Consider the following 25,029-nt stretch of genomic DNA (forward strand, 5'->3'; position numbering starts at 1 on the left):
GTTCGTCCCCATGAACGACCCCTCTCTGTACAGGGCCGCAACGGAGCGGTACGACGCGATGGAATACCGGCGTGCCGGCCGCAGCGGCCTCAAGCTGCCCGCGATCTCGCTCGGCCTGTGGCACAACTTCGGCGACGACCGCGCGCTGGACCCCCAGCGGGCGATCCTGCGCCGCGCCTTCGACCTCGGCGTCACGCATTTCGACCTCGCCAACAACTACGGGCCACCGCCCGGCTCGGCGGAGCTCAACTTCGGCAAGCTCCTGAAGGAGGACTTCACCCCCTACCGGGACGAGCTGGTCATCTCGACCAAGGCGGGCTACGACATGTGGCCCGGTCCGTACGGCGAGTGGGGCAGCCGCAAATACCTGCTGGCCTCGCTGGACCAGTCGCTGAAGCGGATGGGCCTCGACTACGTCGACATCTTCTACTCGCACCGCTTCGACCCGGACACCCCGCTGGAGGAGACGATGGGCGCGCTCGCGTCCGCCGTCCAGCAGGGCAAGGCGCTCTACGTCGGCGTCTCCTCGTACACCAGTGAGCAGACGGCGGAGGCGGCCCGGATCCTCACCTCGATGGGCGTCCGTCCGCTCATCCACCAGCCCTCGTACTCGATGCTCAACCGCTGGACCGAGGACGACAACCTGCTCGACACGCTGGAGGCGGCCGGCATGGGCTGCATCTCCTTCGCCCCGCTCGCTCAGGGGCTGCTGACGGGCAAGTACCTCCAGGGCATCCCGGAGGGCTCGCGCGCCACCCAGGGCAAGTCGCTGGACCCGGATCTGCTCAGCGACGACGTCGTACGCCGCCTGAACGGGCTGAACGGCATCGCGGCCCGGCGCGGCCAGTCCCTCGCCCAGCTCGCGCTCACCTGGGTGCTGCGCGACGAGCGGATGACCTCCGCCCTCATCGGCGCGTCCAGCGTGAAGCAGCTGGAGGAGAACGTGGCGGCCCTGGCGGCCCCGAAGCTCACGAACGAGGAGCTGAAGGAGATCGACACGTTCGCGGTGTCGACGCCGGGCACGAACATCTGGGCCGGAGCGCACTGAGTCACCGAATTCCCCGCCGCACGAGGCGGCCCGTCCGGGGGGGGCGCACGGGGGCGCCCGCCGGACGGGCCGTCGCGGGCACAAAAAACGGGCCGGTCCGTGGGGGGGAGACGGACCGGCCCGAGGGGGGGTTTCCACCATAACCCTTCGTAAGTGATGCTGCGTGCATCCGCGTGCCACAACTACTCTCCGAAACCGTCCGGCAACGCCCCGATGAGTGCGGAACCATCGATTCCGGGTGTGATCATGGCCGAATCACAGCTGATTCAAAGGGAATCGCGGAGGATCGAGGGAGATCCAATGGGTCTGGGCCCGCTTGGGGGGCGTGGCGCCGACTTGTCCCGACGTACTCCGGGTGGGTGATGCGCGCGGCGCGCTCCCGCTTGACGCCGCCGCTAACTTCGCACCCATGGCCACGTTCACCACGGACCCGACGGACCCGGCGGAGGGGACGCGCGCGCCGGTGCCCCTGGAGGTCGCCGCGTCGGCACGCGCCCGGCGGCGCGGACTGCTCGGGCGCGAGGGGATCGAGGGCGCGCTGCTGCTGACTCCGGCGAACTCGGTGCACACGCTGGGGATGCGGTTCGCGATCGACGTCGCCTATCTGGACCGGACGTCTCGGGTCCTGGCGGTGCGCACGATGCGTCCGGGCCGGCTGGGGCTGCCGCGGCCGCGGGCCCGGCAGGTCCTGGAGGCGGAGGCCGGGACGATGGAACGGTGGGGCGTTCGGCGCGGGGTGCGGGTCACGGTCCAGGACGGCTGACGTCACGTCACGGAGGAAGGCAGCACCGCGCAGCCCCCTCCTCTGCGCGGTGCCACACGCGCAGCTTTGCTGACGCGAATTACCTTGGTCTGAACTTACGTGAGCCGAACGGCCCAGGCGACACACGCTCGATAACGATGTGGAAAACCCGTGCAGATGTACGGTCGCGCCGCCCGGCACACCGCCCGGCTCCCGTCCGTCATCCGGACGGACATCTCACGCCGAGCGCCCCTCAATAGGGTGTTTTCGGTCAATCACCTCGCGCATGCGTCCATCCCTCGTTCGCCCGCGCGGCACCCCTCCCGGAACCTCCGTGCGGAGGACAGGATCGGACCTCTTTCCCGTCCGGCGGGGGAAGGTGACGCCGCCCGTGCGGCGCACTGGGCTTCGGCCCGATGAGCGCGTTAGGTTCCGGGCATGACGACGCATCCGGAAGTCGCGCCGACGCTGTACACCTGCGGCGAGAAGGAAACTCTGCACGCCAGTCTCGACCGGCATCGGGACGCCGTGCTGTGGAAGCTCAAGGGCCTGGACGACGAGCAGGTCAGACGAGTGATGACCCCGTCGGGCACCAATCTGCTCGGGCTGGTGAAGCACCTCGCGTCCGTCGAGTACGGCTGGTTCTGCTCGACCTTCGGACGCGAGGTCGAGCCGCTCTGGTTCGACCCCGCCGGCGAGGAGGACATGAGCGCGGGCCAGGGCGAGACGACGGAACAGATCGTCGAGTTCTACGGCCGTGCCCGCGCCGCCGCCGACAAGACCATCACCGAGCTGTCGCCCGACGACGTGGGCACGTCGTCGCACGGCCGGACGGTCTCGTTGCGCTGGGTGCTGGTCCACATGATCGAGGAGACGGCACGGCACGCGGGCCACATGGACATCGTGCGGGAGCTGATCGACGGGGGGACGGGGGATCACCGGCCGCCCGGGTGACCGGCCGGACAGGTCCTCAGGGGACCAGGGGACCAAGGGACCAGGGGCTCAGGGGACCAGCGGGCGCACCTGCCCGGCCGCGAACCGGACGAACCCCTCGGGGTCCGGCTCGTCCGCGGTGGGCTGGAGGACCACCGTGTCGGCGCCGGCGTCCACGAGACGCCGTACGGCCTTGGCGACGGTCGCCGCGTCGCCCGCGACGCCGTGTTCCTGGGCGGGGTTCTCGCCGTCGGCCTCGATCTCGGCGCGCAGCCGCGCGGCCGCGTCGGCCCCGGTGGCGGTGTGCAGATAGACGACCACCCGGTGATGTCCGGCCGTCCGTCCCGCCGCCCGGCGTCCCTCGTCGATGAGCCGGCGGGCCCGCCGTACCCCGTCGACGGTGGTCGAGGCGGTGAGGACGGTGCCGTCGGCGGCCTCACCCGCGAGGCGGAGCGTACGGGGCCCGGTGGCGCCGGTGAGGACCTCGGGCGCCTCGGCGGGCGGCCAGTCCAGGGCGACGCCGTCGAGCTTCACGTACCGCCCGTCGGTGGTCACCCGCTCGCCGCGCAACAGGGCCCGCAGGGCTTCGAGATGCTCACGCAGCAACGTCACGGGCGACTCGGCCCGCGCCCCCACCTGCCCCATCCAGTCCTGGACGCCGTGGCCGACCGCGAGGACGGCCCGCCCGGGGAACAGCCGGTGCAGGGTGGCGGCCTCCATCGCGGTGACGGCGACGTTCCGCAGCGGGACGGGCAGCAGGCCCACGCCCACCCGCAGCCGCTCGGTCCAGGCGAGTGCGGCCGCGGCGGCCGAGATGCCTCCTTCGAGGAAGCAGTCCTCCCACAGCCACAGTTCCTCAAGACCCGCCTCCTCCGCTTCACGCGCCAGGGCGCGCAGCCGCTCAGGGGGCAGTTGGGGCCGGAAGACAACACCGAGTGACGTCATGCCGCCTTCCTATCCACACCGGTCTCCAGGGACAACCGCTTTACGCTTCCTCGGTGTCGGTGGTGCCGGTGGTGCCGACGGCCTCGGTGGTTTCGGTGGCTTCGGTGGTTCCGGTGGTGTCGGCCGCGCGGTCTCGCTCGTAGCGCAGGAGTACGACGCCGTTCTCGAAGGTCCGCGTCTCGATGAGACGGAGCCCGGTCATGGCCTCGGACTCGGGGAAGAGCCGCCTGCCGCGTCCGATCAGCACGGGGTGGACGTACAGCCTGAACTGGTCCACGAGGTCGTGCCGCAGGAACTCCGCGGCGAGATCTGCGCCCCCGAGGCCGAGGTCGCCGCCCGCCTGCGCCTTGAGCGCCCGGATCTCCTCGGGCACGACCTCCGAGACGACCGTGGTGTGCCAATCGGCGTGCTTGAGCGTCCGCGAGAACACCACCTTGGGCATGTTCCGCCAGATCCCGGCGAACTCGGCCATCTCCGGGCCGATCTGCGGGTCCTTGTCGGCCGTCGGCCAGTACGCGGCCATCAGCTCGTGCGTCACCCGTCCGCTGAGCAGGGCGCCGAACGCACTGATCTCCTCGTTGAAGTGCCGCAGCATCTCGGCGTTGACCCGGTGCCAGTCGATCTCGCGGTTCGGGCCCTCGAAGAATCCGTCGAGGGACACCGACATCATCAACACGATTTTCCTCATGGCGGACTCCATCGACCTCGTGCGCGACCCGTTCGTCGGAGGAATGCTGCCAGGAGGCCGGGCGCCGGAGAAGGTGACGCGCTCGTCAGGCCTTGTCCCCGTTGGCCGAGCCCCTCGGGAAGGTCACCTCCACGCGGCGGTTCTTGCGGCGGCCCTGTTCCGAGGTGTTGTCGGCGATCGGATAGTCCTCGCTGTAGCCCCGCACCTCGAACGTGATGTCCGTGGAGCCGAGCGCGGCGGCCAGCCGGTCGTGGACCTGTTCCGCGCGGTTCTTGGAGAGGGTCAGGCCGTGCGCGTACGAGCCCAGGTTGTCGGTGAAGCCGAAGACGCGCACGGTCGTCGCGTTCTGCGCCTTGATCTCGTCCGCGATCGCCTGGATACGGGACTGGGCGTCCGGGTTGAGTTTCGAGCTGTCCTTCGGGAAGAGAACCTCCGCCTGGAGCGCGAACGACACGTCCGAGTTGGTGTCCTCCCGCCGTTCCTCGCCCCCCAGGTCCTCCACGACCGACTTGATGTCCAGCACCTTGGCGGGCGCCAGCGTCGCACCGTCGGCGAGCTTGAGCCCGGGGCTGTTGGCGTCGACGTCGGGGGGCGGGGAGGTGGTGACACTGCCGGGCGGGGCGCTGGGGTCGTCGTCGTCCGCGTACGCGGGACCCGGGAGACCGAGGGTGATCAGCACGGCGAGGGCCGTGAACGTCGTCGCGGCTGCGCGGGGCGGGAGGGCCATGGCTCAGCCCTCGGAGATCTCGATGGCGGCGGGGGGCATGGAGCCGACCTGGAAGTCGACGGCGGTGGTGCCGGCGGGGGGTGCGGGGAACTGGGCGAACCAGTCGGCCGACTTACCGGCTTCCACACCACCGCCGTTGAACTTGGTGCACAGGCACCTTCCCTGGGTGTCCCGGAGGACCAGGTACTTCTTCTTGCCCTTGCTGTCGACCAAGGAGGCTCCGGCCATGGAGGCTCCGTTCCTGCTCAACTCGCGCTCGTCGCCGCGCCAGTTCGAGGCGACCCAGAACTGGCCGCCAGCGTTGGTCACCTTGCCGCTCAGAGTCACGAATCCGCCCCCGTCCCGCACCGCCGAGGTGATCGTGAGCGTGACGTCGTCGCCCTTGACCTCGGCCAGTACCTGGTCCTCGCTCGCCGCCGGAGACTCCTGCTTCGCTGCGTCGTCGCCCCCCTTGCCCGACGAGGAAGAGGACGAGGTCGCTTTCGGCTTGTCGCCACCGTCTCCCCCGCCGCACCCGGACACCGTGAGGAGCAATCCAGTCGTGATCGCCACCGCGGCCATGGCCCTGCGGCCCTTCATGGTGTGCCGGAGATCCATCGGTACGGCTTCCTCTCACTCGGCCAGATGCACAGAGAACAGCACGGACGCGTCGGGAAGGTCGTCCGAATCGAAGTCTTCGGGATCGATGTCCACTTGATCGCCGCCGCAGTCCAACTGCACGAGCTTCGTGGGATCCGCGTCAGCGGCGAAGGTGCAACGCGGCTCGATGACCGCCGTCGCCTGGGCCTTGGCATGACGGGTCTCCGTGCCCGGGATGATCGAGTCGCCGACCGTGTAACGGGTCTCGATCGCCACGTGATAGCCGGGGAATCCGTTCACGATGGCGGGCTGGGCTCCACCCAGCACCGTCGAATCGTTCTCGGCGGCCAGCCGGTCGGCAGCGGCGGATGCCCCCGCGCCCTGGTACTTGTCGCCGTTGAGCCAGTCCAGCCACTGGTCGTCCGTGCCGATGGCTCCCGTCAACCCGTCCACCAGTTCGTCGCGGGAGTCCTGCGCGGCCGCCAACGCCGCAGCGTCCGCCGCGGATTGAGCTCCATTGCGAGCGGACGCTGCTTGGGCGAAGGCGAAGAAGGCGAACGCGGCGAAGAGCAGGATCCCCGTCAGCCAGATGTAGATGGGGAGGGTCTGTCCCCGGTCGCCGCTGACCCGTCGGCTCAGCCGCCGGTGACCTGGGTGACCGCGGTCCTGATCGCGCCCGAGATCAACCCGTCCAGGCCGATCTGGTCGATCAACGTGAAGATCCCCGCAATGATGATCATCAACCCCGCGTACTCCACGAACCCCGCTCCCGCGTCCCGGTTCGTGCCCCGCGTCCGGGAGATCACGGTTCGTGTCCACCTGGTGAACCTGCTCATCAGCACTGCCCTCCCACCCGACGCCACTAACGACTTGGGCACCGTACGTGAGAAGTCGCCTACTCCGGGTGGGCCCAGGGGCCCAACTTCGCGGCCGGGGAGTCATCGGCTCCACCCCTCGTGGGCGGTGCCCAGCCAACGGGCGATCGCTTCGCTGCGCGAAGAACTGTGCAGCTTCGCGAAGATGCGGTTGATGTGGTTCTTGACGGTCTTCTCGGTGATGAAGCAGGTGGCGGCGATCTGGCGGTTGTTCATGCCGGCCGCGATGAGGTCCATCACCTCCACCTCCCTTGAACTCAGGCCGAAGTCGGGCTGGTTGAGAGCGCGACGGTGAAGTCCCGCCGTTGGTACGGACCGAGCCTCCGTCGACTGTGACACAGTTGGTTGCAGATGCGAAGCGGATGCGGTCGGTTGGTACGAAACTCCGAGTGAATCCGGGACAGTCGGGCGTCCGTGTCGAACATCCCGCACGGCGGCGATCAGTTCGGCCGCCGTGAACTCGCCATGGACGAGATAGCCGGACGCGCCCTTGCGCAGGGCTTCCGCCACGACCTCGGGTTCGCGGCTGTAGGTCAGCATCATCACCGGGGCGATCCGGGTCAGTTCGGGCAGCGCCGTGAGGCCGTCCGTGCCGGGCATCCGAACGTCGAGCAGGACCACGTCGGGGGTGAGGCGGGCCGCACAGGCCAGTGCCTCCTCGCCGTCCCGCGCCGCCGCGACGACCGCGATGTCGGGGTGCGCGTTCAGCAGAGCGGTCAGGCCGGCCCGTACGACCGGGTTGTCGTCGGCCACGAGAACACGCAGGGGCGGGCCGGAAAGTGCCTGGTCAGGCATGTGCGGCCTCCTCTTGGGGAGTGGGGGGAGAGGGAAGGGCGGCCGACGGGAGCGGGAGGGTCAGACGGACCTCGGTGCCTCCGCGCGAGGATCGGTCCAGCGCGATGAGGCCGCCGACACAGGCGGCCCGTTCCGTCATGCCGAGCAGACCGAAATGGCCGGATCTCGTCCAGGCGGCGAGCGTGGCGGGGGTCGCGGGCGTCGGCAGGCCCACTCCGTCGTCCCGCACGTGCAACGAGAACTCGTGTGCCGACACGTCGAGTTCGACCGTCACCGCGCTCGCGCCCGCGTGGCGGTGGGCGTTCTCCAGGGCCTCGGACACGATCGCCAGGACGTGGTGGGCGGCCGTACCGGGAAGGACCGGGTTCGCGCCCCGGTGTCGTACGACGACGGCGATGCGGGTGCGGGCCTCGAAGTCGGATGTCATGGAACGGAGTTCGGGGAGAACGTCGGTGTCCGGGTCCGTCAGGTCCGTGTGGCGCCGCAGGTCCGACAGGAGGGTGCGTGACTCCGCGGCGGCGATGCGCGCCGCGTCGGCCACGACCGTCGCCTGACGTTTGAGCGCCGCTGGGTCGGCGCCGTCCGCCGAGGCGGCCAGGGCCTCCGCCGCCAGCGCGAGGCCGTGCAGCGTCTTGGCCACCGAGTCGTGCATCTCGCGTGCCAGGCGGGCCCGTTCGGAGTCGACGGCCTCCGCGACGGCCAGTCTGCTGGTCGCCTCGGACAGGGCCTGACTGGCCGTGCCGAAGCGGAACATCAGATTGCGCAGGGTGACGCCGATGATGCCGGCGCCGATGCAGAAGCCCGCGACGAGGAGGGTGTTGGCGCCCGCGCCCGGCCGGTGTTCCCAGGCGCGGAACACCGTGAGCAGGACGATGAACTGGAGTCCGGTGAAGACGCCCGCGCCGCGCCAGCCGTACAGCAGGCCCGAGAGGAGCGGGGTGCAGACCGTGGCGTAGGCGAGGGGGGAGGCCGGGGACGCGGTGAGGAGCAGGACCGCGCCGAAGGTGAGGTCGAGGGCCATCAGGGTCGGGTGGGCCAGGAGGCGGGGGCCGAAGCGGTCCCAGTCCCTGAGCATGGCGTAGGAGCCCATGACGCCGAGGACGGCCGCGGCGAGGACCGCGTAGCGGGGAAGGCCGTCGGTGGCGTTCGTCATCGCGAAGGGGGCGCCGATCGCGATGGCCGCCAGGCGCACGGCGAAGGCCTGGCGGCACAGGGCCTGGAGGGCGTTGAGCTGGAGGCGGACGCCGCCGGGTGCGGGGGCGTCGTCCGCGAGGTAGCCGGTGGGCCGTTCGCGGCGCCGCCCGAACGGGGAGGACCAGCGTCGGCCCGTGCGGCCCGCGGATCCGAAGGGGTGCAGGATGCCGTCCATCAGCGCCCCAGGATCGAGCCGAAGTTCGTTCCCGAGCCCAGGAACATTCCCGTCGCGATCAGGATCATCGTCGCCGGGAGCATGAAGACGAGGGTGACCATCGTGGCCTTGGGGATGGTCTTGGCGGCGCGGCGGCGGGCGTTCTGGGCGTCGGTGCGGCGCATGTCCGTGGCGAGCTGGATGAGGGTCTCGGCGATCGGGGAGCCCAGTTCCTCGCCCTGCTGGAGGGCCGAGACGAACTGGGCGACCTGCTCGGAGGAGTTGCGCCGGCGGAGTTCGTCGAAGGCCTGGCGGCGGCTGACTCCCACGTCCATCTGGCGCAGGGTGATGCGCAGTTCGTCCGCCCAGGGCCCCTCGTACTTCTCCGCGACGCGGTCCAGGGCCTGGCGGAAGCCGAGGCCCGCCGAGACGACGACCGCGAGGACGTCGAGGAAGTCGGGCAGGGTGCGGTCGATGACCTCCTTGCGCTCACGGACGGCCTGCCAGATGAGGGCGTCGGCCGCGATCAGGCCGAAGGCCAGCGTGAGGGCGGCGAAGAGGAGTTGCCCGTTGGAGAGGAAGACCAGGCCGAGGACGACGCCGAAGATCCCGTACACCGCGCGGCGGGCCGCGTAGCGGTTCAGGGTCAGACCGCCGGGGTTGCCCGCCATGTCGATGCGGCGGCGTTTGGCGTCCACGCGCCGGGGGCCCATGAGGCGCAGGACGGTCGGCGCGAAGCGCATGCCGAGGCGGTCGACGGCCGAGTCCGCGGCGGAGACACGGGTGCCGCCGACCTCCAGGGCGAGCTGGAGGTCGCTGGGGAGTTTGGCGTCGGCGCGGATCATCCGGACGCCCAGGAGGACGCCCGCGATCGCCGCGCCCATCAGGACGGCGAGCAGCAGCGGCAGCAACGTAACCCCTCCCTCACACTTCGATCTTGCCGAGCCGGCGGATGACGAAGAAGCCCACGGTGTAGAGGCCGAGGGCGAGCAGGACCAGGCCCTGGCCGAGCGGCGAGCCGGTGACGCGGGCCAGGGCTCCCTCGTTCGAGGAGTTGATCAGGACCAGGGAGCCGATGCCGAGGAAGGGGACCGTGAAGGCGGTCGCGTTGACCTCGGAGAGCATCGTGCGGACCTCGCGACGGGTCTCCTTGCGGTCCTCCAGGGTCTGGGTGAGGTTGCGCAGGGAGCTGACGACGGAGCCGCCCGCCTTGTTGGCGAGGACGAGGGTGGTGACGAGGACGATCAATTCGCGGGACGGGAGACGCTCGGAGAGTTCGCCGAGGGCGTCGTCGATGGTGCGGCCGAGCATCAACTGGTCGGCCACATGCGCGAGTTCCTCGCCCGCCGGGGCCTCCAGCTCCTCCGCCGCCATGGCGAGCGCCGTGCGCAGGGCGAGGCCCGCCGCCGTGGCGTTCGCCAGCAGGCGTGCCACGTCGGGGAGTTGGTTGATGAACGCCTCGATGCGTTTCTGGCGCTGCCAGTTGAGGAAGATGGCCGCGCTCCACACGCCGAGTACGGCGGCGATCGGGCCGAAGAACGGGGCGAGCGTCGCGGCGGCGATCAGCCACAGGGCGACGACCACGGCGGCGACGTAGGTGAAGAACTCACCCGCCGTGATGTCGAGTCCGGTGGCCGACAGGCGCAGGTGGATCGTGCGGCCGAGGCGGGTGCGGCGCAGCCGGCGGTCGATGCCCGCGAAGCGGCGTACCCGGCCGGCCGCCGTGCGCAGCGGGCCGCCGCCGGAGAGCCGGTCGACGAGCGCCTGGCGCTGGGCGCGGCCCGAGGCGTAGGAGTGCACGCCCGCGACGGCGAGTGTGCCACCGAGGACGGTCCCGCCGAGGGCGAGGAGGGCGGGGTCGTTCATGGCTGCTGCCTCCCTTCGGAAGCGGGCGACTCGGAGGTGGGCGAGGTGGGGGACCCGGGGGTGGGGGATGTCATCCGATGGCCTGCCGCGTGTTGAGTACGTCGATGGCTTCAGCAACGCCGAAGGCGGGCGGCGGCGGTTCGTTGGCGACGTACAGCTTCTCGGCGACCGAGCGCGGGAGCGGGAGGTGCTCGAAGTGGCCCCGGACGACGCGGTCGGGGCCGACCGGGCGGGGCACGAACCGGGTGACGGGGGTGACGCGGAACTGTTCGCGGCCGTGCGAGACCAGCAGCGCGATCTCCGTGACCTTGCGGGAGCCGTCGGCGTGCCGGGACAGCTGGACAACGACGTCGACGGCGGAGTTGATCTGGTCCTTGAGCGCCTCGAAGGGGATCTGCACCTCGGACATCGAGCCGAGGGTCTGCAGCCGCATGAGAGCGTCCTCGGCGGAGTTCGCGTGGACGGTGGCGAGCGAGCCGTCGTGGCCGGTCGACATGGCCTGGAGCATGTCGAGGGTCTCGCCGCCGCGGACCTCACCGACGATGATGCGGTCGGGGCGCATGCGCAGGGAGTTGCGGACCAGGTCGCGGATGGTGATCTGGCCCTTGCCCTCCACGTTCGGGGGGCGGGATTCGAGGCGGATGACGTGCTCCTGCTGGAGCTGGAGTTCGGCGGAGTCCTCGATCGTGATGATGCGCTCGTGGGACGGGATCAGGCCGGAGAGCGCGTTCAGCAGGGTGGTCTTCCCGCTGCCGGTGCCGCCGCTGACGATGAGGTTGAAGCGGGCCCGGACGAAGGCCGCGAGCAGCATGAGCATCTGCTCGTCGAGGGAGCCGAGGTCGATCAGCTCCGGGAGCGTGTACGCGCGGGGGAAGCGGCGGATGGTGAGGGTGGGGCCGGTCAGGGCGAGCGGCGGGATGATCACGTTGACGCGCTCGCCGGTGGGCAGGCGGGCGTCGACCATCGGGTTGGACTCGTCGACGCGGCGGTTGACCGTCGAGACGATGCGTTCGATGGTCTGCATGAGCTGCTCGTTGGACGCGAAGCGCAGCGGGAGCTGTTCGACGCGGCCGGCTCGCTCCACGAAGATCGAGTCCGGGCCGTTGACCATGATCTCGGTGATCGAGGCGTCGGCGAGGAGCGGTTCGAGGACGCCGAGCCCGAGGGCCTCGTCGACCACCCTGCGGATCAGCTGGGAGCGCTCGGCGGTGGAGAGGACCGGTCCCTCGCGGCTGATGATGTGGCCGAGGACGCGTTCGAGACGGACCCGGCGTTCGGCCGCCGCCAGGCTGGACATCTCGGCGAGGTCGATCTCTTCGAGGAGTTTGGCCCGGTAGACGGCGACGAGGTGTCCGTCCTCACGGGCGGGTCCCCCCTCGTCGGGGGCGGCGATTCGGGAACGCAGGCTCATGGTGTCGGCTCCTCCCGGTCAGTCGTCGGTGGGCATGGTGGCGCGGCGGGTCACGTCGTAGCCGCCGAAGAGGGGGATGACGCCGGGGACGTGGACCACGACCGTCGCGGTGGTGGTCTCGGCGCCCTTCTCGGGCGAGACCTGCGGGTCGAGCCATCCGCTCACGGCGGCCTGGCCCGCGGCCACGCCCGCCGGGGGGCCGCCCTGTTGCGAGGCGGCCCGCGCGGCGGCCCGCGCCCCGGAACCGGCCTGGTTGACGCCGTACCCGATGAGGCCGAGCTGGATGGCCGCCATCCCGATGAGCAGCAGGATGGGCAGGAACCCGGTGAACTCCAGGATGGAGACACCCCGGTCCCCACGAAGCCGACGCCCGGCACGGAACCCGCCGGAGGGGCGGAGCCCGGTCATGGCGCGAAGCCGGGTCGTGGCGCGGTGCCAGGCCGTGGACCGGCGACCGGTCACGGCACGGAGGAAGCGGGTGGGGCCGGACCTGTGCGCGGCGCGGCATCCGCTCGCGGAACCGGCACGGCGCGCGGCGCGAAGCCCGTTCGTGGGCCCGGACCGGCGCGCGGCGCGAAGCCCGTTCGTAGGCCCGGACCGGGGCACCGCACGAAGCCGGGTCGTGGCGTCGGTTCCGGGCCTGGCTCGGGGCCCGCGCCGCAGGGGTGTCCTCATCCGTCGTCCCCCTCCAGTGCCGCCCCCGCGGTGCCCCGTACGTGGAAGCCCGCGTCGAAGCCCGGGAAGAACAGCGGGACGTCGACGTCGACGGTGGCCCTCATGACCGGGCCCGCCGGACCGCAGTCGATGCCCGCGTCCTTCCAGGAGCCCGGCAGATGCTTGCTCCCGGCCGCCGCGCACGCGCCCGGGACGTCGCCGTTCACCGCGTACGCGGCGGTGGCGGCCCGGGCCGCCTCGTCCGCCGCGTTCCCGGCCAGCGAGTACGAGTAGCCGTACAGCACGCACTGCCACAGGATCGTCATGACGACCAGCAACAGCGGGAACATCCCGGCGAATTCGAGGGTGACCGCTCCCCGGTCGCCGCCCCGGCGCCGCAATGCGAGCGCGCCCCGGTCCGACGCGGACGCCTTACGACGCCTGCCGCCGCCCCCGCCTTCCTGGGGGACGACGAGACCCAGCTCGCCGGCCAGTGCCCACAGCGCCTGTTTGACGGTCGAGCGGGCGTCCAGGTCCTGCAGCCGCCCCGCGTCGACGACCGACTGGAGTTCCTTGAAGGCGGCGGGGACCGCGGAGCGGGCGACCTTGGTGCCGGTGACGCGTTCGACGAGGGACGGCTGGATCTCCGTACCGCGGGAGAAGCGGTTCACGACCGTCGTGGTCTCCTCCGCCTTGCGTATCTGGAGGCGGTCCCACATGCGGACCATGCGTTTGGCGGCGCGGACGGCGATGACGTCGGGGGTGACGAGGAGCAGGGCCTGGTCGGCCATCTCGACGGCCGCCGCGGTGGCCGAGTTCATCTGGGAGCCGCAGTCGACGATCACCACGTCGTGGCGGGAGCGCAGCGCGCCGAGGACCTGGCGGGCCACCCGGTCGGTGACCTCCTCGCCCCGTTCGCCCTCGGCGGGGGCGAGCAGCAGGGCGATGCCGCTGTCGTGGGTGTAGACGGCGTCCTGGAGGACGCGCGGGTTGATGTCGGTGATGGCCGCGAGGTCGGCCACCGAGCGGCGGAACTGCACGTCGAGGTACGAGGCCACGTCCCCGGACTGGAGGTCGAGGTCGAGCAGCGCCACGTTGTGGCCGGACGCCCGTGCGGCGAGGGCGAGTTGGACCGCCGTGACGGTCGCGCCGACGCCGCCCTTCGCGCCGGTCACCGTGACGACGGTGCCGCCGGGGCCCGCGTACAGCTCGGGCGCGCCGCTGTGCAGGTGGCGGCGCATGCCGGCGGACCAGGCGGCGGCGGCCTGGACGCGTTCGGCGAGGGCGTCGTAGCCGAGGGGCAGGCCGATGATGCCGCGTGCGCCGGAGTCCATGGCGGCGGTGAGGACGCCGGTGCTGGCGTCGGCGGTGATGAGGACGACGCCGACCGCGGGGAAGCGCATCACCACGTCGCGGATCAGGTCCAACGCCGGTACGGGGCCGATGCGTTCGTGGACCAGGACCACTTCGGGGAGCTCGTCGAGGGACTCGGCGGCGAGACGCGCGAGGGTGTCGAGGAGGGCCGTCGAGTCGGGTACGGGCGGGGCGGGTTCGGTGTCGGCGAGCTGGCTCAGCAGGGTGGTGAGCGCGCGGGCCGAGTCGATGTCGCCGACAGCGGGAAGGATGCGGACGGTCATCGGCCCAGCCCCTCACCCAGGTGCCGTACACCGGTTCCCGCGTCCGGCACCCTGCGTTCTCGCGCCGTCGCCGGCCGTCGGTCCGGACCCGTACACGTGGGCCTCGTACGCGTCGGCCTCGTACGCGACCCTCGGTACCGCCCCGTGGGCATGGACCTCATGCGCGGCCTCCTACTTGTCCTCGTCGAGGGTGTACGTACGGTCGCCGGGCGCGACGGCCGCGTCGGAGCCGCCCGCGACCAGGGCGAGCCGGACATGTTCGGCGAACGACTCGGCGTACGCGACGCGTTGGGCGTCGGCGGTGCCGAGTGCGAAGGTGATGGGGACGGCCTGACTGGCGCTGTTGCGGCGGTCCGAGCTGGACTGGCCGGGGTCGAGCGCGGTGAGCTTGCCGACGTCGATGACGCGGGCGTTCTCGACGATCACCTTGGACTGGTCGGTGCCCTTGTCGTTCTCGGCCTTGAAGGTGGCGTAGATGTTCACCCGGGAGCCGGGGTTGATCTTGCCCGCGACACCGGTCGCGGCGTCGATCATGATGGCGATCTCCTGCTGCCCGGCGGCCAGTCGGGGCCGGTCCACGATCATGTCGTCCTGCAGCAGGGAGCCCTTCCGCAGCTGGGTGACGGCGATCTTGCCGCGGATCCGGGAGAGGCTGGTGACGGCGGTGGACGACAGCCACCGCTCGGGCATCGAGATCTTCTCGAACTGGTCGGCCGACAGCTCCTTGTAGGGCGCGATGTCGTTCTTCAGACGGTACGCCGTGACCTCCGGGCCGACCTTGGAGTTCACGTCGCGGATCACCGAGAGGACTCCGGCGAAGGCGCCGAGGGCGCACAGGACCGAGAGGACCAGCAGGATGACGCCGCGGCGCTGGCGCGAGTTCACTGAATCTCACCTCGTGGGGCGGTACCGGGGACTGGACCGAGCTGTCGTTCCTGCCGGGGGTCCGGGGGGTGTCCCCCGGGGTGATGCAGCATGTTCCGGACAACCTCGATCTACGGGGGACGGCGGGGTCGAGCGGTCGTGCCTGGTGCTGTTCAGATGTGCCCGAGGGGGCCTATGTGGCGCCTCGGGGCAGAGCGCGCACCGAAGAGGCTGCCCGGACGACGGTGGCCGGAAGCTCCTGTGCGGAAGGCGGTGGCAGGGGTGCGGCGCAGAACCCGCAGCGGTCACCGATGAGTTCGAGGCCGCACCAGTGGCACTCCTCCCGCCGGACGGACGAGACGAGCTGGTAGAGGACGGAGACGTCGTACAGGCCGGCGGCGAACTCGACGATCCGGGACGTCCCCCACCAGCGGGCCGACTCCTCGGGCAGCGGGACGCTCGCGACGCCCTGGACCCGCCAGGCGGGTGCGAGGGTGGCGGTGACCCAGTCGGAGGGCGGCTGGCCCGCGGCCGAGAGCAGCCGGGTGCCGAACTCCGGTCCGGGCAGCTCGTCCTGGCCGATTCTGATGAGCTCGGGCCGCGGATTGGCGAGTACGGCGAACTGGGCTCCCGGCACCCATGATTTGGCATGCGACTTCAGGGAGACCGGGACCCTGTCGAGCTTGGCGACCGAGCCGAGCAGGGCGCCCGCGTAGATGTAGTGGGCGAGCAGCCGGGCGGCGGAGGCGAGCACGCCGGGGCTGAAGTCGCAGACGGAGAGCTGGCGCAACTGCTGGGCCAGCAGGGCGATTCCGAGCGGCGGCAGGTCGATGCCGAGCAGCGCGATGCGGTCGCTCTCCAGCACGGAGCGGACGGTGTGCAGCCGCTGGGTGAGTGCACCCTCGGAGGACGACGGGTAGAGCGAGATGACATACCCGTGCTGTTCGATGAGCGCGTGCATCCCGGTGAGGGAACTCTCCAGGGTGTCGAGCGGCTGGACGACCGCCGGCGGGGTCTGCCGGTCGTGCGGTGGGAGCACCAGATCGGGACTGGTGACGGCTATCGCGGTCGGCACGCTGCACACACCCCGTTCGCTGCGGCGGGGTGGTCAACCACCGCCTCAGATCGCCCCTTTAATCGCCATGGAGCGTCACGGACGACCACATACGGCCGCAGATCGTCACGGTGACGTCCTCTTGCATCAGCACCATATCCACGGCATGGCCCGCTCAACACCGAATCTCCGAGATCATCTCACCGAAGGTGCGAGCGTGATCAACGGAGAGTAAGCCGGGTGATCACAACTCGACGCCCCGGCAAGGAGGTTGGGAACTCCAGAGGTCTTGACAAGAAGATTGGTCTGGACCAACTTATAGCCACCGGCGGTGGCCACCGTTCCGTTCCCCCTCCCCCACCTCTCCCCGGAGGACCCAGTGGACCGCGTCACCCGTACGCCCAGGCGGAGATGGGCGGGAGTCCTCGCCGCCGCCGTCACCGCGTCCGTTCTCTCCCTCACCGGCCTGGCCGGTCAGGCCCAGGCCGCCGACGTCAACAACGCCAAGAACGCCGGCTACGAGTCGGGCCTGAGCAACTGGACGTGTTCGGCCGGCAGCGGTACGACCGTCTCCTCGCCGGTGCACAGCGGCTCGGCCGCGCTGAAGGCCACGCCCGCGGGGCAGGACTTCGCCCAGTGCTCCCAGTCCGTCGCCGTGAAGCCCAACTCGACGTACACACTGAGCGCCTGGGTGCAGGGGGCCTACACGTACATCGGCGCGAGCGGCACGGGGTCGACGGACGTCTCGACCTGGACGCCCAACACCACCTGGACGCAGCTGTCGACCACCTTCACCACCGGCGCCTCGACGACGTCGGTGACGGTCTGGACGCACGGCTGGTACGGACAGCCCGCCTACTTCGCCGACGACGTCTCGGTGTTCGGCCCCGACGGCGGCGGTGGCGGCGACCCGGCCCCGACGGTCCCTGCGACCCCGGCGGGTCTCGCCGTGTCCTCCACGACCTCCTCGTCCGTCTCGCTGGCCTGGAACACGGTGTCGGGCGCGACCGGCTACAACGTGTACCAGGGCGGCTCCAAGGTCCAGGCGGTGACCGGGACCTCCGCGACCGTCTCGGGGCTCACCACCTCCACGGCGTACTCGTTCCAGGTCAGCGCGACCAACTCGGCCGGTGAGTCGGCGAAGTCGTCGGCCGTCACGGGGACGACGACCGCGTCCGGCGGCGGTGGGGGCGGCGGTTCCGTGCCCGCGCACGCCGTGACCGGCTACTGGCAGAACTTCAACAACGGCGCGACCGTGCAGAAGATCTCCGCCGTGCAGTCGCAGTACGACATCATCGCCGTCGCCTTCGCCGACGCCACCGGCACGCCGGGCGCGGTGAGCTTCACCCTCGACTCGGCCGGGCTCGGCGGCTACACCGTCGACCAGTTCAAGGCCGACATCAAGGCCAAGCAGGCCGCGGGCAAGAAGGTCATCATCTCCATCGGCGGCCAGAACGGCACCGTCTCGGTCAGCGACTCGACGTCGGCCACGAACTTCGCCAACTCCGTCTACTCCCTGATGCAGACGTACGGCTTCGACGGCGTCGACATCGACCTGGAGAACGGTCTCAACGCGACCTACATGTCGCAGGCGCTGCGGTCCCTGTCCGCGAAGGCGGGCTCGTCCCTGGTCATCACCATGGCCCCGCAGACGATCGACATGCAGTCCACGTCGAACGCCTACTTCCAGACCGCCCTGAACATCAAGGACATCCTCACCGTCGTCAACATGCAGTACTACAACAGCGGTTCGATGCTCGGCTGCGACGGCAAGGTCTACTCGCAGGGCTCGGTCGACTTCCTGACGGCGCTCGCCTGCATCCAGTTGGAGGGCGGTCTCGCCCCGTCCCAGGTGGGCCTCGGCCTCCCCGCCTCCACCAGCGGCGCGGGCAGCGGATACGTCTCCCCGACCATCGTGAACAACGCCCTCGACTGCCTGACCAAGCTCACCAACTGCGGTTCCTTCAAGCCCTCCAGGACCTACCCGGCCCTGCGCGGCGCGATGACCTGGTCGACCAACTGGGACGCTTCGGCGGGCAACGCCTGGTCGAACGCGGTGGGCCCGCACGTGCACGGCCTGTAGTTCCGCCCCGCCCCTTCCCGTTCCGCTCTGCCCACCGGCAGAAGGAAGTCTCCCGGCCCCGGCTGCCCCGCAGCCGGGGCCGGGCCACGCCCGCCGGCGTAGCAGGCCGCCTCGCCGCGGCCGCACTCCCCGGCCGCACCGCCCCCACGGCCGATTCCCGCCACCGGCTCCTTGACGTCTCTTGACCTGCTCATGCCATGGCCCTCACCATGAGCGCCACACCCGCACCAGGCACGTCGCCATGAGCCACCCCCCGCTCCACTCCCCACATTCCGGAGATCCCGGAATTCCCGGAGAAACAAGGAGACTTCATGCGACTTCGCATACGCGGCAGCGGCAGCTCCGACGGCAAGAGCAGAGACGGTCGGCGGCGCACCGCCGCGCTCGCCGTTCTCGCGGCCCTCGCCCTCGCGGCTCCCCTCACCGCAACCGCCACCGACGCCACGGCGAGCGGGGCGAAGGCCCCCGCGCCCTCGTCCGACGACGTCAGGCAGTACGAGATCCACCAGAGCTCGACTCCCGTGACCCGTACGGCGATCCAGCGCTCCGGGGTCACCGTGGACGAGGCCGACGAGGAGACCGTCGTCGTCTCGGGCCGCGCGGACCAGATCAGCGCGTTGCGCCGACAGGGCTACGACGTCTCCCTGTTGGGCTCGGCGCCCGACCGTGCCGCCGACGCCGCCGACGTACGCCTCTTCGACTTCCCGACGGCGGACGCGAAGTACCACAACTACGCGGAGACGAACGCGGAGATCGACCAGCGGCTGGCCGCCTACCCGAGCATCATGAGCAGGAAGGTGATCGGCAAGTCGTACCAGGGCCGGGACATCGTCGCCATCAAGGTCAGCGACAACGTCGCCACCGACGAGAGCGAACCCGAGGTCCTCCTCACCTTCCACCAGCACGCCCGCGAGCACCTCACGGTGGAGATGGCGCTGTACCTGCTGCGCGAACTCGGGGCGGGCTACGGGAGCGACTCCCGCGTCACCAGCATGGTGAACAACCGCGAGATCTGGATCGTCCCGGACCTCAACCCGGACGGCGGCGAGTACGACATCGCGAGCGGCTCCTACCGCTCGTGGCGCAAGAACCGCCAACCCAACTCCGGTTCCTCGTACGTCGGCACGGACCTGAACCGCAACTGGAACTACAAGTGGGGCTGCTGCGGCGGCTCTTCGGGTTCCACGTCCTCCGAGACCTACCGCGGCACGTCGGCCGAGTCGGCCCCCGAGGTGAAGGTGGTCGCCGACTTCGTGCGCGGCCGGGTTGTCGGCGGCAAGCAGCAGATCAAGGCCGGCATCGACTTCCACACCTACAGCGAGCTGGTGCTGTGGCCGTTCGGGTACACCTACTCCGACACCGCGACGGGGATGACGGCGGACGACTACAACGCCTTCAAGACCGTCGGCCAGAAGATGGCCGCCAGCAACGGCTACACGGCCGAGCAGGCCAGTGATCTGTACATCACGGACGGCTCGATCGACGACTATCTCTGGGGCACCCAGAAGATCTTCGACTACACCTTCGAGATGTATCCGGCGTCCAGCTCCGGCGGCGGCTTCTACCCGCCCGACGAGGTCATCGAGCGGGAGACGTCCCGGAACCGGGACGCGGTGCTCCAGCTCCTGGAGAACGCCGACTGCATGTACCGGTCCATCGGCAAGGCGTCCCAGTACTGCGCCTAGGAAACGAACCCGGTCGGTGACCGGGGAACCGCGCGCCCTGCGGGACCGGGCGCGCGGTTCCCCGTACCGCTTACGGCTTTTCGCCCTCGTCCGTCTTCTCGGACGCGTCCGCCGTCGCGCCCTCGCCCTTCGCCTCGGGCGCCTCGGACGCGTCGGCCCCCTCGGCCACGTCGGACGCCTTCGACAGGGCGACGGACTTGAGGTCGCCGGTTTCCTCGGTGGCCTCGGTCGCCAAGGTGTCGTCGGTCGCCTCGGTGTCGTCGTCGTCCTCGAAGTAGGCGTCCAGGACGGCGTCGAGCTGCTCCTCCCACTCCTTGAAGCGTGTCCGGGCGCTCGCCTCGATCTCCAGCGGATACCAACGGCGGTCCGGCGTGTGCACCGTGATGGTGAACCGCTTGCCGAAACGCGGCGACTCCGTCTCGACGGCGCCGATCTCGTCCCAGCGGAACTCCGCCTCCTGGTCGTCCAGACGCAGGCGTACGCCGCTGTGGTCGGCCGTGATCGAGGCGCGCCGGTCGGAGGCCTCGAAGACGGGACCCTCGGGGTCGGGGCCGGACTCGGGGTCGGCCCCGGACTCCGGTTCCGTCCGGGATTCCGGTTCGGTCCCGGAGTCGGTTTCCTCTTCGGTCACGGACTCCTTCGGGGTCTCGGCGGCGGGCGCCTCGTCGGACGCCGCGTCGTCGGAGACCGTCTCGTCAGAGACGGTCTCCTCGGCGGCGGCCTCGTCGGTCTCCTCGACCGCGTCCTTCGGCTCCGCCGGCACGGGTGACGTGAGCCCGGGGATGTACGCCGGGTTCACCGCGGCGGCGTCCAGGGGCTGACTCTTCGAACCTATGCGCTGCTCCACAGCGGGCAGTATGGTCGAAGATCCTGTGCCGGGCACAGCCAGCCCCTACTTAGCTATGCCTCTGTTACACGAGGACGCTGACCGCGGCGGCCACGACGAACCCCGCGACGGACAGCACCGACTCCAGAACGGTCCAGGTCCTGAGGGTGTCGCGCTCGCTGATGCCGAAGTACTTGGCGACCATCCAGAAGCCGCCGTCGTTGACGTGCGAGGCGAAGATGGAGCCCGCCGAGATCGCCATGATGACCAGGGCGACGAAGGCCTGCGAGTGGTGGCCCTCGACGAGCAGTGGCGCGACGATGCCGGCCGTGGTGACGATCGCGACCGTCGCCGAGCCCTGGGCGACCCGCAGGACCAGGGAGATCAGGTAGGCCAGGACGATCACCGGGAGGCCGACGTCGTTGAAGGTGTCCGAGAGGGCCTGGGCGACTCCGCTCGCCTTCAGCACGGCGCCGAAGACCCCGCCCGCGCCGACCACCAGCAGGATGTTGCCGACCGGCTTCAGGGACGAAGTCGACACGGTCTCCAGGGACTTGCGGGACCAGCCGCGCCGGATGCCGAGCAGGTAGTAGGCGAGGAGCAGCGCGATCGTGAGGGCCACGAAAGGGCTGCCGAAGAACTCGATGACCGAACGCGGGGATGGGGGTCCCCCCTGCTCGGAGCTTGTCGGAGAGCTTGGGGGAGGATCGAGGGCGATCGAGGAGAACGTCGCCGCGAGGATCAGCACCAGGGGCGTACCGATGATGCCGAGGACCGTACCGAGCGGCACCGGCTTCTCCTGCGGCTCGGCGCCTTCCTCCGCACTCCCGGCTCCGCCCGGCCGGAGGGTGCCCGCGGCGCGCTGTTCCTCGACGACGGCCCGCTTGGCCTCGGCGGCCGCCTCGACCATGTCCTGCGGTACGGCGACGAAGATGCGCTTGCCGACCCAGGCGGAGTAGACCCAGGCGGCCAGCACGGCGGGGATGCCGCAGACGATGCCCATGAGGATGACCCAGCCGAGCTGGACGTGCAGCAGTCCCGCGGCGGCGACCGGGCCGGGGTGCGGCGGCAGGAAGGCGTGGGTCATCGACAGGCCGGCGAGAAGCGGCAGGCAGTAGAGCAGGATCGACTTGCCGGAGCGCTTGGCGGCGGCGTAGACCAGCGGCGCGAGGACGAAGATACCGACGTCGAAGAAGACGGGGATGCCGAAGACGAGGCCGGTCAGGCCCATGGCGAGCGGGGCCCTCTTCTCGCCGAAGAGGGTGAGCAGCCGGGTCGCCAGCACCTCTGCGCCGCCGCTGACTTCGAGGATCGCCCCGAGCATCGTGCCGAGGCCGATGATGATCGCGACATGGCCGAGAATGCCGCCCATGCCGGTCTCGATGACCGACACGGCGGTGGACTTCTGGACCGTGCCGAACAGTTCCGTGACCGAGAGTCCGGCGGAGAGGCCGACGGCTATGGAGACGGCGAGCAGGGCGACGAACGGCTGGAGCCTGACCTTGATGATCAGGAAGAGGAGGAGCGCGATACCGAGGGCGGCGACCGTGAGCAGTCCGGCCGTGCCATCGACAAGGAGCAGGAGACCACCGGTGTGAGGTGGTGTCTCCGGGGCCGGGGCTGTCGCTGCGAGCGGATACGACGACATGTCGGGGGGCCTCGTTTTCGTGGGTCCATGGGGCTTTCGGGCAGGGCGAATCGCGGTGCGGCACCCCGGGTTCTGCGGGTGCCGCACCGTGACGTCGTACGCGGTGCGGGAGTTGCGCGGGCGTGGGCCCGGAGGAGCGGTGTACGGGCAGGGGCCCGCACGGGCGACGTCAGCCGAGAACGGCGAGCACGTCGATCTCGACGAGGAGTCCGGCCGGCAGGCCGACGTAGACCGTGGTGCGGGCGGCGGGGGGCGCGGTGAGGCCCTGCTCGTCGAAGTACTGGTTGTAGATCTCGTTCATCTCGGCGAAGTGGCCGGTGTCCGTGAGGTAGACGCGGATCATCATCGCGTCGTCCCAGCCGGAGCCGCCCTCTTCGAGGATGGCCTTGACGTTGGCGAGGGTCTGGAGGGTCTGCTCACGCAGGGTCGGTCCGGCGGGCGTCGGGGGCCTGCCCTCCTCGGCGGGCAGGAAGCCGACCTGGCCGGCGACCTGGAGGATGTTCCCCTTCCGCACGCCGTGCGAGAACCTGGCGGGCGGGGTGGTGTGGGTCTTCGGGGTGATGGCGATCTTGTCGGTCATGCGGCGATCAATCCTTCGGGTCTTCCTTCGTGGGGGCTTTGCCGGAGTAGTCGTGGCTGATGGCGTCAGCCGTACGGCGCACCAGCGGGAGCAGGGTGAGGAGTTCGTCGGCGGTGACGACGACGTTGGGCGCGGAGACCGACATGGCGGCGGCGACGCGTCCGTCGGCGCCGCGGATGGGGGCGGCGACGCAGTTGATGGATTCCTCGTGGCCACCGAGGTCGGTGGCCCAGCCCTGTTCGCGTACGGTCGCCAGTTCCTTGAGGAACGCGGGGGCGTTGGGGGTCGAACGGGCTGTGTACATGGGGTAGTCGAGCTTGTCGGCGACGGCGCGGCGCTCGGCCTCGGGCAGGTCGGCGAGGAGCAGTTTGGCCACCGCCGCGACGGTGATGGCGACGGGCTTGCCGATCCGTGAGTACATGCGCACCGGGTAGCGGCTCTCCACCTTGTCGATGTAGAGCACCTCGTTCTCCTCGTACACGGCGAGGTGGACGGTGTGACCGCACTGCTCGTTGAGACGGACGAGGTGGGGGTGGGCGATCTCGCGGACGTCGAGGTTCTCGACGGCCTCCTGGGCGAGGGCGAAGAGGCGGGCGCCGAGGCGGTAGCGCTGGTCGGACTGGCGGTAGACGAGGCCGTGCTCGTGCAGGGTGCGCAGCAGACGGAGCGCCGTGGACTTGTGGACGCCGAGACGGTCGGCGACCTGTCCGAGGTCGGCGGGGCCCTCGGCGAGCAGCGGCAGAATGCTGAGCGCTCGGTCGACGGTCTGGCTCATGGCGTGCGTACCTCCTCCGCGGCCCGTGCGTCGGCTTCGGTCCAGCCGGGGCCGAGACGAAGTGTCTCCCACGCGCGGTCGTCCAGAGCGGCCAGCCGGTCGGCGTGCCCGCGGGCGGGCGGCTCGGCGAGGTCGCCCGGCACGGTGAGCGCGGCGGCGGCCATCAGGTGGCCGTGGCGCAGCCGGTCGCGGACGGGGAGGCCGCGGAGGGTGGCGGAGAGGAATCCGGCGGCGAAGGCGTCACCGGCGCCGACGGCCGCGACGACGTCGACCCGCAGGGCGCGGACGAAGGTGGCGGTGCCGGTGGCGTCCTCGGTCCCCTCGGGGACGTCCTTGTCGAACACGGCGGCTCCGCCCTTGCCGTACTTGACGACCAGGACGTCCGGTTCGGGCAGTGCGTCGCGGATGGCCCGCGCCCCGCGCAGCCCCCAGGCCTCGCGGGCCTCGTCGTCGCCGACGAAGACGATGTCGGCGCCGCGCGCGAGGTCGAGCAGGACGCGCGGTCCTTCGGGGTCGTGCCACAGCCCCGGGCGGTGGTTGACGTCGAAGGAGACGAGGGGGCGCCGGGGCCGTGGGGCGGTCAGTTCGCGCATCAGGGCCAGGCAGTCGTCGGAGAGTGCGGCGGTGATGCCGGACAGGTGCAGCACGCGGCCGGACCGGGCGGCGGCCAGGTCCACGTTGCCGGCCGTCATGGCCGAGGCGGCGGATCCGGCGCGGTAGTAGGCGACTTCGTGGGCGTCGGTCGCCCGGTCGCCCGCGGTGCGGAAGTAGACGCCGGTCGGGCGGTGGGGGTCCCGGCGTACGGCGGAGGTGTCGACCCCGTACGCGGCGATCGCCTCCACCAGGTGGTCGCCGAACCCGTCGGCGCCGACCCTGCCGACCCAGCGCGCGGAGTGACCGGCACGGGCGAGCACGCACGCCACGTTGGACTCGGCACCGCCGATCCCGCGCTCGAACGAGGGCACGTCGGCGAGGCGTCCGGCCCGGGTGGGAAGGAAGGTGACCATGGACTCGCCGAGCGCCACCACGTCAAGGGTGCCGGTGTCGACATCGACATCGATGTTGATGTTGGCGTCGGCGTCGGCGTCGGGGGACGCGGCACCTGCGGGTCCGTTGCTGGTCACGTCGGTCGGGGCTCCTCGCTCTGGCGGCCGACGGCGGCGAACGGCACCGTTGACCCTGCGTTGGCTGGGATGTTAGACAGCAGCAAGCGACATACGCAATGAGCGTTGCACAGCACGCAACGCACTCGGCAGACCAAGGAGG

The 25,029-nt window shown here is 70.6% G+C and carries 25 protein-coding genes; 5 read left to right on the plus strand and 20 right to left on the minus strand.

Annotated features, from left to right (window positions below):
• The first annotated feature begins 10 nt into the window (after positions 1–10).
• From mgrA to ABZX90_RS16310, 3 genes are all read left to right on the plus strand, one after another.
• Entirely contained in the window at positions 11–1,048 is a 1,038-nt protein-coding gene (mgrA, locus tag ABZX90_RS16300; protein WP_355205334.1) for an L-glyceraldehyde 3-phosphate reductase, read from the plus strand.
• A 409-nt stretch (positions 1,049–1,457) separates the two neighbouring features.
• Positions 1,458–1,811, plus strand: a complete 354-nt coding sequence (locus tag ABZX90_RS16305; RefSeq protein ID WP_351126032.1) for a DUF192 domain-containing protein — start codon at positions 1,458–1,460, stop codon at positions 1,809–1,811.
• A gap of 417 nt (positions 1,812–2,228) precedes the next feature.
• Positions 2,229–2,744: a DinB family protein gene (locus ABZX90_RS16310; protein WP_351126034.1), complete on the plus strand. Its 516-nt coding sequence runs from the start codon at positions 2,229–2,231 to the stop codon at positions 2,742–2,744.
• A gap of 48 nt (positions 2,745–2,792) precedes the next feature.
• On the opposite strand, the gene ABZX90_RS16315 is transcribed toward ABZX90_RS16310, so the two are convergent.
• The 15 genes from ABZX90_RS16315 to ABZX90_RS16385 all read right to left on the minus strand — a co-directional run bounded on the left by ABZX90_RS16315 (position 2,793) and on the right by ABZX90_RS16385 (position 16,187).
• Complete coding sequence (locus ABZX90_RS16315) at positions 2,793–3,668, minus strand: LLM class flavin-dependent oxidoreductase (RefSeq protein ID WP_355205338.1); 876 nt, start codon at positions 3,666–3,668, stop codon at positions 2,793–2,795.
• 40 nt (positions 3,669–3,708) lie between these two features.
• On the minus strand, positions 3,709–4,356 hold the full coding sequence (locus ABZX90_RS16320) for a dihydrofolate reductase family protein (protein ID WP_355205341.1): 648 nt from the start codon (positions 4,354–4,356) through the stop codon (positions 3,709–3,711).
• Positions 4,357–4,441: 85 nt separating this feature from the next.
• Entirely contained in the window at positions 4,442–5,083 is a 642-nt protein-coding gene (locus tag ABZX90_RS16325; RefSeq protein ID WP_351126040.1) for an OmpA family protein, read from the minus strand.
• 3 nt (positions 5,084–5,086) lie between these two features.
• Positions 5,087–5,680 (minus strand): hypothetical protein, encoded by a 594-nt coding sequence (locus ABZX90_RS16330; protein ID WP_355205344.1) that lies wholly within the window; start codon positions 5,678–5,680, stop codon positions 5,087–5,089.
• A 15-nt stretch (positions 5,681–5,695) separates the two neighbouring features.
• A complete protein-coding gene (locus ABZX90_RS16335; RefSeq protein ID WP_355205481.1) occupies positions 5,696–6,301 on the minus strand; it encodes a pilus assembly protein TadG-related protein in 606 nt (201 codons plus the stop codon).
• Positions 6,298–6,498 (minus strand): hypothetical protein, encoded by a 201-nt coding sequence (locus tag ABZX90_RS16340; RefSeq protein ID WP_355205347.1) that lies wholly within the window; start codon positions 6,496–6,498, stop codon positions 6,298–6,300. The genes ABZX90_RS16335 and ABZX90_RS16340 overlap by 4 nt, the downstream gene beginning before the upstream one ends.
• A 102-nt stretch (positions 6,499–6,600) precedes the next feature.
• Entirely contained in the window at positions 6,601–7,332 is a 732-nt protein-coding gene (locus ABZX90_RS16345; protein ID WP_355205350.1) for a response regulator transcription factor, read from the minus strand.
• The gene (locus ABZX90_RS16350; protein ID WP_355205353.1) at positions 7,325–8,701 is read right to left on the minus strand and encodes a histidine kinase; all 1,377 of its coding nucleotides are present in this window, start codon (positions 8,699–8,701) and stop codon (positions 7,325–7,327) included. The genes ABZX90_RS16345 and ABZX90_RS16350 overlap by 8 nt, the downstream gene beginning before the upstream one ends.
• Entirely contained in the window at positions 8,701–9,564 is an 864-nt protein-coding gene (locus tag ABZX90_RS16355; protein ID WP_355205484.1) for a DUF5936 domain-containing protein, read from the minus strand. Before ABZX90_RS16355 ends, ABZX90_RS16350 begins: the two co-directional genes overlap by 1 nt.
• A 40-nt stretch (positions 9,565–9,604) precedes the next feature.
• Positions 9,605–10,546 (minus strand): type II secretion system F family protein, encoded by a 942-nt coding sequence (locus ABZX90_RS16360; RefSeq protein ID WP_351126050.1) that lies wholly within the window; start codon positions 10,544–10,546, stop codon positions 9,605–9,607.
• A 70-nt stretch (positions 10,547–10,616) separates the two neighbouring features.
• Positions 10,617–11,957, minus strand: a complete 1,341-nt coding sequence (locus ABZX90_RS16365) for a CpaF family protein (RefSeq protein WP_351126052.1) — start codon at positions 11,955–11,957, stop codon at positions 10,617–10,619.
• An 18-nt stretch (positions 11,958–11,975) separates the two neighbouring features.
• Positions 11,976–12,365, minus strand: coding sequence for a TadE family protein (locus ABZX90_RS16370; RefSeq protein ID WP_355205487.1), 390 nt, complete (start codon positions 12,363–12,365; stop codon positions 11,976–11,978).
• Between the two features lie 263 nt (positions 12,366–12,628).
• The gene (locus tag ABZX90_RS16375) at positions 12,629–14,248 is read right to left on the minus strand and encodes an AAA family ATPase (RefSeq protein WP_355205357.1); all 1,620 of its coding nucleotides are present in this window, start codon (positions 14,246–14,248) and stop codon (positions 12,629–12,631) included.
• Between the two features lie 171 nt (positions 14,249–14,419).
• Positions 14,420–15,133, minus strand: coding sequence for a Flp pilus assembly protein CpaB (gene cpaB / locus ABZX90_RS16380; RefSeq protein ID WP_351126058.1), 714 nt, complete (start codon positions 15,131–15,133; stop codon positions 14,420–14,422).
• 172 nt (positions 15,134–15,305) lie between these two features.
• Positions 15,306–16,187 (minus strand): hypothetical protein, encoded by an 882-nt coding sequence (locus ABZX90_RS16385; protein WP_351126060.1) that lies wholly within the window; start codon positions 16,185–16,187, stop codon positions 15,306–15,308.
• Between the two features lie 358 nt (positions 16,188–16,545).
• Here ABZX90_RS16385 and ABZX90_RS16390 point away from each other — a divergent pair, with 358 nt between their 5' ends.
• Together ABZX90_RS16390 and ABZX90_RS16395 are read left to right on the plus strand one after the other, a co-directional pair.
• Positions 16,546–18,249 (plus strand): glycosyl hydrolase family 18 protein, encoded by a 1,704-nt coding sequence (locus ABZX90_RS16390; protein ID WP_355205490.1) that lies wholly within the window; start codon positions 16,546–16,548, stop codon positions 18,247–18,249.
• Between the two features lie 311 nt (positions 18,250–18,560).
• Entirely contained in the window at positions 18,561–19,934 is a 1,374-nt protein-coding gene (locus ABZX90_RS16395; RefSeq protein ID WP_355205362.1) for a M14 family metallopeptidase, read from the plus strand.
• Positions 19,935–20,004: 70 nt separating this feature from the next.
• Here ABZX90_RS16395 and ABZX90_RS16400 read toward each other — a convergent pair whose 3' ends face one another.
• The 5 genes from ABZX90_RS16400 to ABZX90_RS16420 all read right to left on the minus strand — a co-directional run bounded on the left by ABZX90_RS16400 (position 20,005) and on the right by ABZX90_RS16420 (position 24,830).
• Positions 20,005–20,781, minus strand: a complete 777-nt coding sequence (locus ABZX90_RS16400; RefSeq protein ID WP_355205365.1) for a hypothetical protein — start codon at positions 20,779–20,781, stop codon at positions 20,005–20,007.
• A gap of 64 nt (positions 20,782–20,845) precedes the next feature.
• Positions 20,846–22,408 carry an SLC13 family permease gene (locus ABZX90_RS16405; protein ID WP_355205368.1) on the minus strand — a complete coding sequence of 521 codons (1,563 nt, stop codon included), beginning with the start codon at positions 22,406–22,408 and terminating at the stop codon, positions 20,846–20,848.
• A 169-nt stretch (positions 22,409–22,577) separates the two neighbouring features.
• Positions 22,578–22,988 carry a RidA family protein gene (locus ABZX90_RS16410; protein WP_355205371.1) on the minus strand — a complete coding sequence of 137 codons (411 nt, stop codon included), beginning with the start codon at positions 22,986–22,988 and terminating at the stop codon, positions 22,578–22,580.
• A gap of 7 nt (positions 22,989–22,995) precedes the next feature.
• Positions 22,996–23,763 (minus strand): IclR family transcriptional regulator, encoded by a 768-nt coding sequence (locus tag ABZX90_RS16415; protein WP_351126070.1) that lies wholly within the window; start codon positions 23,761–23,763, stop codon positions 22,996–22,998.
• Complete coding sequence (locus ABZX90_RS16420) at positions 23,760–24,830, minus strand: sugar kinase (RefSeq protein WP_355205493.1); 1,071 nt, start codon at positions 24,828–24,830, stop codon at positions 23,760–23,762. Before ABZX90_RS16420 ends, ABZX90_RS16415 begins: the two co-directional genes overlap by 4 nt.
• Positions 24,831–25,029 lie beyond the last annotated feature (199 nt).

Origin of the sequence: Streptomyces sp. NPDC002935 (assembly GCF_040611295.1) — a bacterium.
Classification (GTDB): Bacteria; Actinomycetota; Actinomycetes; order Streptomycetales; family Streptomycetaceae; genus Streptomyces.